A 17,213-nucleotide genomic window follows, 5' to 3' on the forward strand; every position below is an offset into this window, starting at 1 on the left:
TCATAATTTCTTATGAAGCGGTTAGATTCAGTTTACTAAATCAAAATCTATTAATTCTGTTTAGCCCACCATAATGGAGTTAAGACAGCGTCAGTTCCACCAAGTAGTTCTTTTGCTTTGTCATAGCCATTCGGATCACTTTCTCTAAGCGAAGATGGGTATGGTATACGTTGTGGAAAAAACTTAATATTACTTGTTTTATAATTTCCACTATTAAGATCTGGTAAATTGGTTAAAGTATTTTCTATAGCAGGATTTTCAAAGAATGGTAAACCTAATCTTCGTTGATCGTTCCATGATTCTAATGGTAACCAAGGCATATTTGCAATATATTTTTGCGTGATGATTTTGGTCAGGATATCATTTTTTACAGATCCACTTTTGTAGAGGTTATTTACCGGATATTCGATATTTGCAGTTCCTGCAGTTCCTGTATAACCGTCAATGTATTTCATTGTATGCGAGCTGCCTGGCTCAGCAGTATGGGTGAATTTTGCCGAAGTACCAAGGCGGTTATAGCTTTCCGAAGCTAAATATTGGGTAGCAAATTGCTCTACTTTCCAATACTCGAAATTGGCTTTAACACCATTTTCATAAGCAGTTTGTGCAGAGGTTCCGGTATTCCATCCCCTAACAGCAGCTTCTGCCATCAAGAAATATGTTTCCCAGCTCGCGAAAAATATTCTCGAACTATTGCTTAATCTAAACTCTTTTGATAAGCCCGGTACTTTTCCTACTAACGTTGTTTTTGCTTTGTTTAAAGTTCCTTTTGCAGCCCAATCTCCGATTGCAAATGTATTCCAAGTGTATTTAGCATCTAACTTAATGTCATTGCTTTCATTGGCATCTTTGTCATCATCATCTTTTCCAATAACTAACTTGGTTGTTGTTGTGATTGCATCTGTCGTATACGAAGGGAAATTAGAAAAAGTAGAACCAGTTAAATCACCAGGTATAAAAAATGCTTTATATGCTCTTGGATCGATAGTGTTTGGTAATCCATCTAACCAATATCCTGCAGAAGGATCATTGGTCATTACAGAATAGTGATTCAAATATCTTTTACCGATATAATCGTTTTCTTTAATGGCACTTTGGAAAGCCGCTCCTAATTGTTCATTAGATTTTATTCCGCCCAATCCAATGTACATATTATTGAGTGTTGTGGATAATACCTGTGAATTCCATTCTCTGGACATGACACCAGCTAGATCATTCCATCCGTCAGCTTCTTTAACAGTAAAATTGTCTGCAGCAGTTGTAATCAAATTATTTGTGGCTATTGCTGCTTCGAACTCAGTTTTTGCTTTTGCAGGGTCAACTTCTGATAGACGCATCGCTAACCTTAAACGCATTGAGTTTGCATATTTTTGCCATTTAGCAAAATCAAACTTGTAAACACGGTCAAATTTCTCAATATCTCCCGGAATTTTTATTGCAGGATCTAATTTTTCACTGGCATCTTTAAGTTCGACCAACATGTATTCATAAACATCTTTAACCGAATTAAATTCCGGGTTGATACCTTGAAAAGCTTCAATTGGAAGCGGTCCGAATAAATCTGAGGCTTCACTCAATAGATATGCTCTCCAAATTCTTGATACCTGTATTAAGTTGTCGGTGTATTCTTTGCCAGCTCCTTTTGCTTTTTGTTCTTCTGCGACCTGAATTCCAGTATTGGTATTATTGAGCCATTTTGAAATTTGACTCCAATATACTCCAGACCATTCATCGTTATAAGAACCTCCTGAAATACCAGTTGTAAAATGCTGTCTAGCTGCAGTTTTCCAATACAATACGAATGATCTTTCAGCTACATCTGGATTCATCTGTGCTCCAGTAATTGAACCATTTATGAAATATTCAATTTGCACCTGATCACCATTTGCTGCTGTAGGAGAGGTGTTTATTTCTTCGAATTTGCTACAAGAAGCGAAGCCTGTACTGATCAGTAGGGCTAAGCTGATTTTTGATATGATAGTTTTCATTATAGTAAGTTTTAAAAGCCTAATGTTACGTTAAAGAAATATGAACGTGATGTAGGGGTTGAGAAGTTTTCAAAGCCACTAGCGTTGCTACTAATTGAAAATACTGATTCTGGATCAACACCATTTCCATAACTTTTGATCATCCAAACATTATTTGCTGTAATGCCGATTTTCGCACGTTGTATAAAATTGCCCTTAAATAGTGTAGATGGTAATGAATAGGTTAAGTTAACATTTCGTAAACGGATGTTCGTAGCATCATAAATGTTCGCTTCTCCAATTCCTAAGTTTCCATTTTCAGCTATTGCTTTCCAATAACGCTGTGGAGAAACTTCTTTATTATTTTGCTCTAATTTGCCATTATTATTAAAAACACCATCTACGATAAAATTGTCTCTTTTACCGTCAATTACTGTGGCTGCTGCAGTTCCGTTTCCTTGAAGTGCTACATTGGTTCCAGAGAAAAATTCTCCACCAAATCTTCCGTCGATTTGGAAATTGAATGCAAAGTTTTTATAATTAAAGGAGTTTGTCCAGCCAACTAGTGCTGTAGGAGATTGATTTCCTAGTTTTTCAATTTCAGATGTTGCTTGTGGTAAGCCATTTCCGTCCAATAAAAGCTGTCCCAGGTAAGGGCTTTTTTCATCTGTTACTCTCAAAAATTTTGTACCTAAGATATCGCCATATAGACTTCCTGTTACTGCACGTACGGCAACATTGTCAAAACCTCCTAGAGGGTAATAATCGCGGTCTGACGTTAGTGAAATGATTTTATTTTTGTTTTTAGAGAAGTTAACACTGGTATTCCATGATAAACCTTCTTTGTTATCTAGAATTGTACCATTCAACATGATTTCAATACCCTGATTTTGTATATTACCAGCGTTTACCATCTCAAAGCTATACCCACTCATTGGATTCATCGGTAATGCAATAAGTTGGTTTGTTGCATTTGTTTTATACCAAGAGAAATCGAATCCTAAGCGGCTATTGAACATTCTTAATTCAAAACCTGCTTCTACTGTTTTGATTAACTCACTGACAATATTTGGATTGTATTTGGTGTTGTCTCGATTTGCAACTGTATTTCCATCAGGATCTTTTCCAGTACTATAGACATTGAATAATTTATACGAACGTAAATCATTTCCTACAGCAGCGTATGAAGCCCTTAATTTCGTGAAATTTAACCATGAAGGCATTGTACCACCATTCTTCGATATCATTTCAGATAAAATAAGTGATGTACTTACTGATGGGTAAAAGAAGGAACGGTTCTCCTCAAGTAACGCTGAGGACCAGTCATTTCTTCCTGTCAGGTTAATAAACCAAAAGTTATCATAATCAATTTCGGCAGTAGCATAAAGTGAATTGATTTGTTTTCTATAGAAGGTTTCATCAACTGAAGGATTGTTTTTACCATTGTTGATGGTGAAAATATCAGGTACTTGTAAGTCTCCAGCATTTGCACTCAACCCAGTTTCTTTGGTGTTCATTATTTGTCCAAAAAGGGATGCTGATCCTCCCCATTTGCCTACCAAATCATCCTTTCTTGCATTCAAAGCAATGGTGTAATTGTTTTCAAAGAAAGTATTTTTTCCTAGCGAATATCGACCTGTTGTTGCTAAAGGACTTCCTGAATAGATTCTATCATTGTAATTCGTTGAATAACGATCCGACCCAACTCTACCTTCTACATCTAACCAATCAGTTAGGACATACTTGATGTTTGCATTCATGATGTAACGATCACGAACATCCTGATTGAGTCTATATTTAGCTAACCAATATGGATTTGTTGAATTTGATGTACCATACCAGTTCATCTTACCATCTTCATTGATTGGGTTTTTGAAATCCAAAATATTCAAATCTCTGGGCATTCTAAACAAAGTCGAATATACGTTTGACGAGTTTTGACCTGCTTGTGGGCGATTTAAAGCTTCGGTGTTCATATATTGAACTTTGACATCAGTAATCCACCGCTTATTCGGACCAAATGTCGTATTGACTTTAGATAGTAGGTTTATTCTTCTAAATGTTGAACCAGGGATTTTACTATCATCATTCAAATAGGTTGCCGAAGTATATACATTTGTGTTTTCTCCTATTTGTTGTTGAAACGAAAGATTTTGAGTGTGGTTGATACCAGTTTTAAAAAAATTGCCGATATTATCATAGGCAGTCTCAATTTCTGGGCCCCAATTTTCAGTGCTCGTTTTCTCACCTACCCCATCCTTTCCCTGACCAAAATTATTTTGGATCTCTGGGGTCATAAAAATGGATTCTAGACCAAGTGTAGAAGAAAAGGTGATTCCTGTTCCTTTTTGCAGCTTACCAGATTTCGTAGTAATAACAATTGCTCCATTTCCTGCTCTTGAACCATAAATGGCAGATGCTGCTCCAGATTTTAAAACAGACATGCTTTCAATGTCTTCTGGGTTGATATCACCAAGTCCACTCCCCATATCTAATGAGGGATTCCAATAATCATTATTTTTTGCTCCAATGAAGTTGTTAACCGGTACACCATCGACAATAATTAATGGTTGATTATCTCCTGTTAGTGAGTTATTTCCTCTTAATGTTAATTTGGTGGAGGATGCAGGGCCGTTTGACCCTTTAATAACTTGTAAACCAGATACTTTTCCGACTAAGGCATTCGCAATATTATTTTCTTTAGTTTCTAATAATTGCTCTGACTTTACTTCTTGAAAAGAATATCCAAGTGCTTTTTTCTCACGTTTTATTCCCATAGCGGTTACCACCACTTCACCCAAAGCTTCCGAATCTTGGACTAAGGAAACATTAATCGTTTTAGTTGAACCGACTACAATTTCTGTTGCTTTATAACCAATGTTTGAAAATCGCAGTGTTTCGCCTGCTGCTGCTTGGATGGTAAATGTACCATTTGCGCTTGTTTGTGTTCCGCGCGCTGTACCTTTTACGGATACGGTAACGCCAGAAACTGGGCCTGTAGCATCTGTTACCGTTCCAGTAATAGTTTGCTGTGCGAATAAGGATGATGCACTAAATAGGGTGCATAATGCCAAACCTGCACTTTTTTTGTAGAAATAACTCATAATAAGTGATTTATAAGTGTGATTAGTTAGCTTTTATTAGGGTTTGTGTTAAGTTTTCTATGACGAAGGCGGCAGTGCCTAAGCTCTGTGCCTGCTTATTTGTATTTGATATTTTTAATTCTGTTGCTTGAGCTAGTCTTGGTATGCAAAATTCATTAATAGCTGTTTGTATCTGGGGCATGAGTATAGTTCCTGCCTTGGCTCCTCTTCCACTAATGATTATTGCTTCTGGATTGAGGATGTGAATTAATGTTGCAATACCTTTTCCGAGCATATAACCAATTTTCCCTAGGCTGGCTACGGCAAGTTGATCGCCATTGATAGCACTTTCCAATAGTGCATCTCCTTGAGCTAAAAGATTATTATGTTGTTCGGATTCTAAACTTGACTTTTCTCCTGAATTTAATGCAGCTTGGACATTTTTTACTGCAGCGGTTAAAGATGCTTCGACTTCTAAACAACCTTTTTTTCCGCACGAACATAATTCATTACTGTCACTAAGCGGAATATGGCTAAATTCTCCGGCGTAACCGCTCGATCCTTTAAATATCTGATCGTTTACAATCATACCTAGGCCTACTCCCCAATTTAAATTGATGACTAATGAGTTTTTTATATTTTTAGCCGCACCAAATTTTTGTTCTGAAAAGGCGATGCAGGTAGAATCGTTTTCAATAATAGTCGGTATTTTGAAGTGTTCGGAGATATGTTTTTTGATATGGTGTAATTTAGATTGTTTATTAAACGAATCATTGATTCCTTTTTCTGTGTCAACGAAGCCAGGCATACTGATGCCGATACCTAAAAAATTTGCTTCAGGGATTTTGGATGAAGCTATTACTTCTTCTGTTGCATTGATGATAATTTCTAAAGCTTTATTATTTTTTAGTGGATTATATAAATCCACATTTTCTGAAACACTATTGTTTTCTAAATCAAAAATGTAAATAGACGTGTAATATTGATCCAGAGCTATGACTAATGTATAGATAGGGAGTTTGTTGTTAAGTTTAAATTGGATTGCTCTTCTTCCTCCTGTAGACACAGCGAGGTCATTGCCTTCAATTAAATCCATTTCTAATAATGAATTTATCGACTTTGTAATGACTGGTATGCTTTTGTTAAAAACCTTACTCAGTTGGGCAATCGATTGCAATTTTTGAAAGTATATAGCTTTAATAATTTGACTATTCATAACTGGATTGGTTTTCCGTTAAGACAAAGTTATGATAATATTTCTAAAAGATGAAATACTTTTTATTTTTTTTTAAGAAGTATGAATTGTTATTGCTTAAAATTATTATTAGGAATGGTGTTAGTTTCAATTATGAAATTAAAATCTTGATAGATTTAAAATGTTTTAGGTTTTATTTTTACTTTTTTGGAATAAGATAATATTTGTTAAACTTCAAAAGTTTATTGGAACACAATTAATGGAATATCGGTATTGTTTGTGCTATTTGTTATTTGTTTGCAGTAATCGAACGATTTTGATTGGTGAAAATGGTCTATTTTCTGCCCTAAAAACAATATCTTTGGTTCAAATAAACGAATTATGAAACAACGTTATTATTCACTTGACGTATTTCGCGGTGCTACAGTTGCGCTGATGATTATGGTCAATAATCCGGGGACATGGTCGCATATGTTCGCACCCTTAAAGCATGCAGGATGGCATGGCTGCTCACCAACAGATCTGGTTTTCCCCTTTTTCTTATTTGCAGTAGGTAATGCGATGTCATTTGTTATCCCACGCTTGCAAGAGGCGGGTGATGCCATCTTCTGGAAAAAAGTAATCAAGCGTACTGTTCTGATTTTTGCTATAGGTTTATTTCTGAATTGGGCACCTTTTGTCCAATGGAATGGCGATACTCTGGGATTGAAACATTGGGTGAATCCGGATAATGCTGAAAAAGGTATTCGAATCTTTGGTGTTTTGCAGCGTATTGCTTTGGCATATTGTTTTGCTTCGGTTTTAGCTTATTATTTTAAAGAGAAAACGCTCATTTGGATTTCTGCGCTTATCTTGTTGGTCTATTGGGGTATTTGTGCTTTTGCTGGTCAAGCGGGAGATCCATATAGTTTAGCGGGCTGGTTTGGTACAGCAATCGATATTAAGATTTTGGGTATAGCCCACGTTTATAAAGGTGAGGGTGTCCCTTTTGATCCTGAAGGATTGATGAGTACATTGCCTACTATTGTACAGGTCGTATTTGGTTATTTAGCTGGTACGTTTATCAAGAAACATGGACAGGTAGATTGGCTATGGTCTAAAGTTCCAGAGAGTAAAGAACCCCATTTTAAATTGCTTTCGGGCTTATTTGTTACCGGATTTATTTTGGTGGTATTGGGATGGGTTTGGTCTTTGGGCTTTCCAATCAATAAGAAAATATGGTCAAGTTCCTATGTGTTGTATACAACAGGACTTGGTATGATGACAATTGGTGGTATGATTTGGTTTATCGAAGTGCAGGGAGTGAAGAATGGTGTTACCAAATTTTTTGATGTATTTGGTAAGAACCCCTTATTTATCTTTGTATTGAGTGGTGTCTTACCGCGTTTAGTCGGGCTTATTCGAATACCAAATGGGGTAGGGGAAGAGGGGCAGCAAGTGTATACCAATGCATTTACCTGGTTTTATACGACAATTTGTAAGCCTTTACCGGGGCCTCCTGAAGTGGGTTCGTTCTTTTATTCCCTATGTTTTTTAGCATTCATGTGGCTGATCTGTTTTTACTTGGATAAAAAGAAAATCTATGTAAAAGTCTAGCTCTTATACTTAGTTAAGTATGCTATGCAATTGCTACACTGTTGTCATACGGCAAAGCAGCGCTGCGTATAAGTGATAAGCCAATGATTGGTAGATCTGCACACAAGCGTCTATGCCTTGATAGTGAGGGTATACCTGAATTTTAATCTGCATTAATTTTTGTGGGTTAAAGTTTATTGCTACCTTTGCAGTCAATTAACAAAAATTTTTAACGCTTTAATATTATTTCAGAGATGTATTTAAGTAAAGAGTACAAAGCAGATATCTTCGCGGAATTTGCAGGTTCGGCAACGAACACAGGTTCTACAGAAGGACAAGTAGCTTTATTCACTAAGAGAATTGCTCACTTAACTGAGCATTTGAAAAAAAACAGAAAAGATTTTAACACACAACGTGCCCTACAAATGTTAGTAGGTAAACGTCGTTCATTATTAGCTTACCTGTTCAAAACTGATATCAACCGTTACCGTGCGATCATTAAAGGTCTAGGTTTACGTGATATCATCAAATAAGCTTTTAGTATAAAACTTTAGAAAAGCCGTCTCCTTCGAGATGGCTTTTTTTTGTTCCCCTGTTTTTTGAAATGTTGTTTTTAACTGCTCAATGTCGCGCTAAAATAATCTGCTATGGTGGAGGAGATAATGTTAAGTTGCTTTGACATGCAATTATAGTAGTATATAAAAGCAAGTTATCTAAGTTTGATTCTGAAAATTTTACCTTATCTTTGCGATGAAATTAAATAGTTTTAATAATAGGTATGCCGCCAAAAGATGAAAAGCATATCGCAAATAACAACGAATGAGTTATAACGAAATCAAAACAGTAATTGATATGGGCAATGGCTCCCAGATCGAGCTTTCTACTGGTAAATTGGCTAAACAGGCTGATGGTGCAGTAGTTTTAAAACAAGGTGATACGATGATTCTTGCGACGGTAGTTTCTGCTAAAGAAGCGAAATCTGGAGTTGACTTTTTACCTTTGTCAGTAGATTACCAAGAAAAATATGCGGCTACAGGTCGTATTCCTGGTGGTTTCTTACGTCGTGAAGCACGTTTGTCAGATTACGAGATTTTAATTTCTCGTTTGGTTGATAGAGCTTTACGTCCTTTATTCCCTGAAAATTATCACGCAGATACACAAGTGATGATCTCTTTGATCTCTGCAGATAAAGATATTATGCCAGATGCATTAGCTGGTTTAGCAGCTTCTGCTGCTATTGCAGTGTCTGATATTCCTTTCAATGGTCCTATTTCAGAAGTTCGCGTAGCGAAAATCGATGGACAATTGGTGATCAATCCAAAAATGTCTGAATTAGAAAGAGCAACTTTAGAATTCATCGTTGCTGGTTCTGCTCAAGATATTGGTATGGTTGAGGGTGAATGTAGCGAAATTTCTGAGGCTGAAATGGTAGAAGCAATTGCTTTTGCGCATGAAGCGATCAAAAAACAAGTTGCTGCTCAAGTTGAATTGGCTAACTTAGTTGGTAAGAAAGTAAAACGTGAGTACAACCACGAACCTACAAATGATACGTTGAGAGCTGAAATCTTCAGCGCAACTTACGATAAAGTATATGCAGTTGCTGCTTCAGCGTCTGCTAAGCATGATCGTTCTGAAGCTTTCGCGAAGATTGCCGACGAATTCAGAGCTACTCTTCCTGAAGAATTGGATGAGGATACTAAATTCTTATTCAAAAAATACTTTCACGATGTACAATATGATGCCGTTCGTAATTTAGTATTGGATGAAGGAAAACGTCTTGACGGTCGTGATGTACGTACAGTACGTCCTATCTGGTCAGAAGTAAATTACTTACCAGCAGCTCACGGTTCAGCAGTATTTACACGTGGTGAAACACAAGCATTGACTTCGGTAACTTTAGGTGCTAAAGATGCAGAACAAATGATTGATGGTGCATTCATCAACGGTTATAATAAATTTATCCTTCACTATAACTTCCCGGCATTCTCTACAGGTGAAACTAGACCAAATAGAGGTCCAGGCCGTCGTGAAGTAGGTCACGGAAACTTGGCACTACGTTCATTGAGACAAGTATTGCCTCCAGTAGCGGAGAATCCTTACACCATCCGTGTTGTTTCTGATATCTTAGAATCTAATGGTTCTTCTTCAATGGCAACAGTTTGTGCTGGTACATTGGCATTATTAGACGCAGGTATTAAATTGAAAGCGCCAGTTTCTGGTATTGCTATGGGTTTAATCTCGGATGAGAAAACAGGTAAATATGCGATTCTTTCGGATATCTTAGGTGATGAAGATCATTTGGGTGACATGGACTTTAAAGTAACAGGTACTGAAAAAGGTATCGTTGCTTGTCAAATGGACTTAAAGATCAATGGATTGAAATGGGAAGTATTAACACAGGCGTTGGATCAAGCGAAAGAGGCTCGTCTTCATATCTTAGGTGAGATGAAGAAAACGATTGCTGCTCCTCGTGAAGATTACAAACCACATGCTCCTCGTATCGTTCAGATCATCATCGATAAAGAATTTATTGGTGCGATTATTGGCCCCGGTGGTAAAATCATCCAAGAAATGCAACGTGAAACTGGCGCTACTATCTCTATTGAAGAGGTAGATGGTAAAGGTATCGTTCAGATCTTTGCTGATAATAAAGCGGCAATTGATGATGCGAGTACACGTATTAAGAATATCGCTGCTAAACCTGAGGTTGGAGCTACTTACGAAGGTAAGGTGAAGTCTATCATGCCTTTTGGTGCTTTCGTTGAAATCATGCCAGGAAAAGATGGTTTATTGCACATCTCTGAAATTGATTGGAAACGTTTTGAAACCATGGATGGTATCTTTACAGAAGGTGATCAAGTAACGGTTAAGTTATTGGATATCGACAAGCAAGGTAAATTGAAACTTTCTCGTAAAGCTTTATTACCTCGTCCTCCTCGTGAAGACAAACCAGCTGATGAAGCTCCAAAAAATGATGCTCCTAAAGCGTAAGTTATAAAAACTTAAATATTAAAAAAGCTCACTGAAAAGTGAGCTTTTTTTTGGTTGACAAAAAAAACAGGCTGTCTTATTGACAGCCTGTTTTCGTCTTATTATAACATTATAACAGATTCTATTTTCGATACTTCTTTGTAATAATCAATTACTTCATCTGCATTGTTCACAAAAGTCTCAACCGTGATGGATTTGTATTTACCACCAGATGATTCTTTTTCAGCATATTTGGTACTAGCATGTGTAAATACCTGCTTTACTTGCGCTATTTTTTCCAAATCGGCTTTTACAATGAATTTGAATTTGTACAAGGATGGAAATTTTTCTACAGCAATTAATTTTTCTCTGAAATTGGTGTAGAAGTCTTTATTGTTATCTCCGTCTTGGATATCTTCTATGTTGATGTTGTTGTTCAATTCTGACATTTTTAATCTCCTTATTTTAGCCTAACTAATACAATAATTGTACCTTGGCTTTTTTGGTGTCTATTTGGCAGTTTTTAGTGCTAATTGTTCAAATATACGTGCTACAATTTCAGCTCCTGGATCTACGATATTTTTCAAAGTCTCTTCATTTAAATACGATGACCTTCCGAAATTTGTTTTGGTGATTTTCTTAGTGCTTTCAGCACCCTGTCTGGCAGCGTCAGCAATTTGTGTTAAATCTTTTTTGTCAGATATTGCTTTGAAAGCTGGACTTAAAGCATCTATCATCGTACGGGCACCCTCTTTCGCTCCTCCGTATGCCATCATTTGATCTAAACCCGCTGATAGAGCTGTTCCTAAATTTTGGTTTACTGAATATGCTTCTGCTGCTTTTGTAAACATGATGGAAAGTAATACTCCAGATGATCCTCCTGCATCACGAGCCGTTAATCGACCTATAGTTGCAAGTAAAGCTTGAATGTCATCGTAGGGAAGTTGTTGCGCGTAACGTGTAATTTGGTTTCCTATAATAGCAAAAGTGGAACCTGCATCGCCATCACCTACTAATTGATCAATAGCATTCAATTCTGTTTCAGATTTAATCAATAGCGCTGTAATTTCTTTAATAATTATTTCATTTTTTGCATTTGAAGAGGCTTTTGATTGTATTATTTTTGGTAAATCTGGAACCTCCATGTAGTCAGGTTTTCTGATTTGTTGTAATTGAAACCAGTTACTATTTGAATCTGCTGCTAACGCTTCTAATACAGCAGGTGTTTCTTTTATAAGTGTAATGGAAATACCTTTCATATTGAGTGCTGTCATGAAAGTATGTGGGCCTAGGATATGGTTGACAACTGGCTGTAAATCTTTTTGGTGTAATAATGAATTAAGAATTACAGAAAGTTCTAAAGAAGTTACCGTTCCTAGATTGTTCAGTAATAGCGTATATTTTGAATCCGTAGTGAGGTAGGGGATTAATAGATCGACGGCTTCTTTTAATAAATTATCTGCTGTTGAGTAAGGAATGGTTTTAATGCCAGGCTCACCATGAATACCTAGTCCTAATTCAGCTTGATCTTCATGAAGACGTTCAGGTGCTTGTTGATCAAATTTTTGACAAGAGGTTAATGATAACCCTATAGTGAACGTATCATTTAATGCCTCTTCAACGATTTGTTTAATTTCGATTAGGGATTTTCCTTTTTCAGCATAATAGCCTGCGATTTTGTGAGCAAGAATAGTACCTGCCAAGCCACGTCTTTTTCCAGATGTTCCAAGTGCAATATCATCTCCTACAATGACCATTTCTACCTGGTATCCTAAAGCTTTTGCCTGTTCTGCTGCTAAGCCGAAATTTAATCGGTCACCTGTGTAATTTTTGATAATCAAAAGACAACCAGATTCTCCGGTTGTGCTGATAATGGCCGTGAGTACGGCGTCAACAGAGGGGCTCGCGAAAATCTCTCCACAAACGGCGGCTGTCAATAGTCCTTTTCCAACAAAACCAACATGCGCTGGTTCGTGACCAGATCCTCCACCAGAAATAAGCGATACTTTTTTCTTATCCCAATCTGAACGAATGACGACATTGACTTCGTCTGATTTGATTCTTTTTAAGGGCTGGTGTAAAAGAGATACCTGCAAAGCTTCTTGGAGGATATCCTTGGGATTATTGATGAAAAATTTCATTCCTTATGAATTTTAGTTACTTTCGATTATTCAAATGAAAGCTGATTTTATTATAAAGTGTAATGTGTCAAAATTAAAGAAATAAATCATTTAAAAATAAAAAAGACAGCTTTTAGCTGTCTTTTTATTCCTTCCTAGTTATTGACTGAGACGGGCCTATCTTGTACTGCTTTTCCCCAGTTCTTGTTTGGTGTACTGCTCATCTCAATTTCGATCGTTCCTCCTTTTAAGATGTCTTCATAGGTGATGTATGATTTTGAGTAGGCGCTACCATTACGTTTGATGTTTTTAATATAGCTGTTCTTTTTAGCTTGGTTTTTAACCACTATGTTCAATTGTTTTCCGTTTGGAAGACTCATAGTCGCTTTCTCCATCAAAGGAGAGCCAAAGACGTATATACCGCTAATAGGGTTTAAAGGATACATACCCATGGCAGAGAATACATACCAAGCACTCATCTGTCCTGCGTCATCATTACCACATAGTCCATTTGGTTTGCTCGTGTAGAACTCTGTCATGGCTTTACGGACAAGCGCTGAGCCTTTCCAAGGTTCTCCTGCGTAAGCATGTAGATAAGGAACATGGTGATTCGGCTCGTTTCCTTGCGCGTACTGACCGATAAGGCCGGTGATATCATTCGATGCTTCGTCGCCCAAATCGGATGACATGGTTGTGAATTCATCTAATTTTTTCAAAAAGTTTTTGTCTCCTCCAAAGAGGTTGATCAAACCCTTAACATCTTGAGGCACCAACCAAGTATATTGCCAAGCATTCCCTTCACAATAATCATTTTCACGGTGTTTGGCCATCAAAGCATTGAAGGGTCTTCTGAACTCACCTGTTGCTTTTCTTCCAACAAAGTGACCGACTTCTTTGTCGAAATATTGTTCATATAGTTTATATCTCTTTTGGAAGTAAATAGCATCTTCTTTTTTACCGAGTTTCTCTGCCATTTTGAATGCACTGTAATCTGCAATAGCATATTCCAATGCCCATGCTACAGATTCGTGATCCATGCTGTCTATAGGGATATACGTTAGGTCACGAACGAATTTCAAACCATTGTCATAGCCCATTGCAGTTGTTTTGACTGCTTCCCAAGCCAATTCATAGTCTTTTTCATCCAAGATTCCTTTTATGACTGCATCGGCAACTACTGGTATAGCCGGTAGGCCTACCATCGTATTGGTTTCGTTGCCTTGTAAGTGCCATATGGGTAGTTTGCCCTGTTGCTGATAGATGGCCAACATGGTTTTAATAAAATCTTGATTGATCTTACGATCTTCTAATAAATTCATCAATGGATGTAGTCCACGGTAGGTATCCCATAATGAAAAAACGGTGTGATTCGTGAAATCTTGCTTCTCGTACACTTGTTTATCTGTGCCTAGGTAATCGCCATTTGCATCGTTGAAAATTGTTGGGGCAAAATAGGTATGATAGAGTGCGGTGTAGAATATCGTTTTGGTATCTGCGTCTCCTTCAAATTGGATTTTATTCAACGTGCTATTCCATTTGTCGTTTGCTTGTTTTTTCGTTTGCGCAAAATTCCAAGTAGGAATTTCTACTTGTATGTTTTCTAACGCATTTATTGTGCTCACGGCTGAAATACCTACTTTCACTTCGATGGTTTTATTTTTGATTGCATCAAAAAACAAAGCCGCTTTAATGGCTTGGCCTTTTACTGTGGAAGAACCAAACTTTTGATCGTTATCATCGTAGAATTGTACCTTTTGGATTGGGACTGATGTTCTTAATGCAAAATATACTTTTTGATCGCTTGCCCATCCTGAAGAAAAGCGGTAGCCAACAAAAGTGCTGTCGTTGATTTGCTTGATATAAGAGTCTGTTGTCTTGTCCCAATTCATTTTAAAGGAGAGGTCAATGAATAGGTGGGCATTGTCCGATTTATTGTAGACATATTGATGGTAACCTACACGTTCGGTGGCGGTCAGATTAGCCTGTACTTGGTAATCGTCCAATTGCACGCTGTAGAATCCCGGTTGGGCAATTTCATTTTCTTTTTTAAAGCTAGATCCGTAACCTGTATCCATCTTATTGAATTCTGCCGGCTTCAATTGTACTTTTCCGTTTGCTGGTACAATCATGATATCATTGAGGTCACCGATTCCTGTTCCGCTCAGATGTGTATGTGTAAATCCTAATATTTCTTTGCTTTTGTAATTGTATCCACTGCACCAATCCCAACCATTGAATTGGTCCCAAGTTTGGGCGATTTGTGATGGTCCCAATTGTACTGCTCCTAGTGGAACATTGGCGCCTACGAATACATGGCCATGATCTTCGGAACCTATTAATGGGTTGACGTAAGGTGTCAAATTTTGTTGTGCTACTAGACTTAAGGGTGATAATGCAAGAATGCTGAATAAAAATTTATTGTAATTCAATCGAATCATAAGTAATTAATTTGGTCTCATTTAAGGGCGAAATATAGTATTTTTTTTGTTTAATAAAACCTTTTAGCTTAAATATTTTTAGATTATATGGCATTAATTATATAATTTTTTTTAGTTTAGTAACTGATAAATCTAAAAATATTATACTTAATGAAGAAAAGAATTTTGATTAGTGACATCGCTAAAGCTTTAGGGGTTTCGGTTACGACAGTATCTTTTATATTGAATGATAAGGCCAAAGAAAAGCGGATCAGTGAGTCATTGACAAAGCGTGTTCTTGATTATGTGAAAAAAGTGGGTTATAAACCCAATGAACTAGCCAAGAGTTTGCGTACAGGTAAGACGAAAATTATCGGATTAATTATTGAGGATATTTCAAATCCATTTTTTAGTAATATAGCGCGCTTGATCGAGACAAAGGTCTATGAGCAGGGTTATCGGATTATTTATTGTAGTACGAATAACGATACTGAGAAGACGAAGGAGTTGATTGGTATGTTCAATGATAGGCAGGTGGATGGTTTTATCATTACGCCTTCTGAGGGTATAGAGGATACGATTTCAAATTTATTGCAAGCAAACGTGCCTGTGGTTTTATTTGATCGTTACTTGCCAGAAGTGGAGACTGACTATGTGATCGCGGATAACTTTCAAGGTTCGTTTGATGCGACTGTTCATTTTAATGAACAGGGATATAAGCGTATTGGTCTGGTTTCACTATATTCGAATCAAACGCAGATGCGTGACCGATTGGATGGGTACATGAAGGCTATGGATCAATTTAAGAAGCAGGCGTATATTAAAAAGATCCAACTGGATGTTTCGGAGGAGGAGGCTATGGATGAGCTGCATGAGTTTGTGGTAGACAATCGGTTGGATGCTGTCTTATTTGCGACCAACTATCTGGCCATTACCGGTCTTAAATCGGGTAAGAGAAATGAATACAAATTGCCTGCATTGATTGCATTTGATGATCATACGCTTTTCAAATTGCATGAGCCTGCTATTACGGTTGTTTCTCAACCTATTGAAGAGATTGCAAATCAGATTATCAATATCTTACTTTTAAAATTACAAGGTAAAGCCAAGTCTATTAAATGCTTGACCTTACCCTGTGAGTTGAAAATACGCGAATCTTCTATTATGAAGTAGATTCGGTCGTATCTGCGACAAATTTCATAGCGATGGAATTAACGCAATGACGCATGTTTTTATCGGTTAATCTTTCACCGGTAAAAACATGGCCTAAATGTGCACCGCATGTATTACATAGAATTTCTGTTCTTCTTCCATCGGCATCCGTTTCTTTTCGAATGGCACCTTTGATCTCATCGTCAAAACTTGGCCATCCACATTGCGAATCAAATTTGTCTTCCGATCGGTAAAGGGCGGCGTTGCATCTTTTGCATACGTATGTTCCTTTGGTTTTGTTATCCAATAAAGTTCCTGTGTAAGGACGTTCTGTTCCTTTGTGAAGAATGACATGTTCTTCTTCGGATGTTAATGCATTGTATTTTTTTGAATCTTCCATTGTATTAAAGATTAATGTCTGTACTGGGCGATATGAAGCTCTTGGAACGGATCTAGTCGTCAAAAAACCAAGCCCTATAAAATTAGCAATTTTTTCATGATAATCTATAGCTGTAAAGTTACACATCTGTAATCAATTCTTTGTCAACATACTGTTATGAAGAAAGCTGAAGTGGGTAGGCTGTATTTTTTTATGTCATCTTTAAGTCTTAAATTTGGCGTTTATCGATTTCTGCCTCGAAGTACAAGAGGTGGTTTGTTCCCGCTCAATATAGTTGTTTTAATTTATTTAGAACGATTATAAATTGATAAATTACGTCACAAAATTGTCAGGG

Annotated in this window: 11 protein-coding genes; 4 read left to right on the forward strand and 7 right to left on the reverse strand. The window is 37.0% G+C overall.

Annotated elements, in window-relative coordinates; all coding sequences use genetic code 11:
• Positions 1-50: 50 nt before the first annotated feature.
• The 3 genes from KO02_RS03205 to KO02_RS03215 are packed head-to-tail and all read right to left on the reverse strand — an operon-like array spanning position 51 to position 6,266.
• Positions 51-1,988, reverse strand: coding sequence for a SusD/RagB family nutrient-binding outer membrane lipoprotein (locus KO02_RS03205; protein WP_038695779.1), 1,938 nt, complete (start codon positions 1,986-1,988; stop codon positions 51-53).
• An 11-nt stretch (positions 1,989-1,999) separates the two neighbouring features.
• Positions 2,000-5,071: a SusC/RagA family TonB-linked outer membrane protein gene (locus tag KO02_RS03210; RefSeq protein WP_038695781.1), complete on the reverse strand. Its 3,072-nt coding sequence runs from the start codon at positions 5,069-5,071 to the stop codon at positions 2,000-2,002.
• Between the two features lie 22 nt (positions 5,072-5,093).
• Positions 5,094-6,266: an ROK family protein gene (locus KO02_RS03215; protein WP_038695783.1), complete on the reverse strand. Its 1,173-nt coding sequence runs from the start codon at positions 6,264-6,266 to the stop codon at positions 5,094-5,096.
• A 360-nt stretch (positions 6,267-6,626) separates the two neighbouring features.
• Between KO02_RS03215 and KO02_RS03220 the strand changes: the two genes are divergently transcribed.
• The 3 genes from KO02_RS03220 to pnp all read left to right on the forward strand — a co-directional run bounded on the left by KO02_RS03220 (position 6,627) and on the right by pnp (position 10,811).
• Positions 6,627-7,841 carry an acyltransferase family protein gene (locus tag KO02_RS03220; RefSeq protein WP_038695785.1) on the forward strand — a complete coding sequence of 405 codons (1,215 nt, stop codon included), beginning with the start codon at positions 6,627-6,629 and terminating at the stop codon, positions 7,839-7,841.
• 233 nt (positions 7,842-8,074) lie between these two features.
• Positions 8,075-8,353, forward strand: coding sequence for a 30S ribosomal protein S15 (rpsO, locus tag KO02_RS03225; protein WP_038695787.1), 279 nt, complete (start codon positions 8,075-8,077; stop codon positions 8,351-8,353).
• Positions 8,354-8,639: 286 nt separating this feature from the next.
• The gene (pnp, locus tag KO02_RS03230; RefSeq protein WP_038695789.1) at positions 8,640-10,811 is read left to right on the forward strand and encodes a polyribonucleotide nucleotidyltransferase; all 2,172 of its coding nucleotides are present in this window, start codon (positions 8,640-8,642) and stop codon (positions 10,809-10,811) included.
• A gap of 101 nt (positions 10,812-10,912) precedes the next feature.
• Here pnp and KO02_RS03235 read toward each other — a convergent pair whose 3' ends face one another.
• From KO02_RS03235 to KO02_RS03245, 3 genes are all read right to left on the reverse strand, one after another.
• Positions 10,913-11,239, reverse strand: coding sequence for a DUF493 domain-containing protein (locus KO02_RS03235; RefSeq protein WP_038695791.1), 327 nt, complete (start codon positions 11,237-11,239; stop codon positions 10,913-10,915).
• A 60-nt stretch (positions 11,240-11,299) separates the two neighbouring features.
• Positions 11,300-12,931 (reverse strand): dihydroxyacetone kinase subunit DhaK, encoded by a 1,632-nt coding sequence (locus tag KO02_RS03240; protein WP_038695793.1) that lies wholly within the window; start codon positions 12,929-12,931, stop codon positions 11,300-11,302.
• Positions 12,932-13,065: 134 nt separating this feature from the next.
• Positions 13,066-15,348 carry a GH92 family glycosyl hydrolase gene (locus KO02_RS03245; RefSeq protein ID WP_038695795.1) on the reverse strand — a complete coding sequence of 761 codons (2,283 nt, stop codon included), beginning with the start codon at positions 15,346-15,348 and terminating at the stop codon, positions 13,066-13,068.
• A 150-nt stretch (positions 15,349-15,498) separates the two neighbouring features.
• Here KO02_RS03245 and KO02_RS03250 point away from each other — a divergent pair, with 150 nt between their 5' ends.
• Positions 15,499-16,500, forward strand: a complete 1,002-nt coding sequence (locus tag KO02_RS03250; RefSeq protein WP_038695797.1) for a LacI family DNA-binding transcriptional regulator — start codon at positions 15,499-15,501, stop codon at positions 16,498-16,500.
• Here KO02_RS03250 and KO02_RS03255 read toward each other — a convergent pair.
• Positions 16,490-17,005, reverse strand: coding sequence for a methionine-R-sulfoxide reductase (locus tag KO02_RS03255; RefSeq protein WP_081918294.1), 516 nt, complete (start codon positions 17,003-17,005; stop codon positions 16,490-16,492). The two genes, KO02_RS03250 and KO02_RS03255, sit on opposite strands and share 11 nt — an antisense overlap.
• Positions 17,006-17,213 lie beyond the last annotated feature (208 nt).

Origin of the sequence: Sphingobacterium sp. ML3W (assembly GCF_000747525.1) — a bacterium.
Classification (GTDB): Bacteria; Bacteroidota; Bacteroidia; order Sphingobacteriales; family Sphingobacteriaceae; genus Sphingobacterium.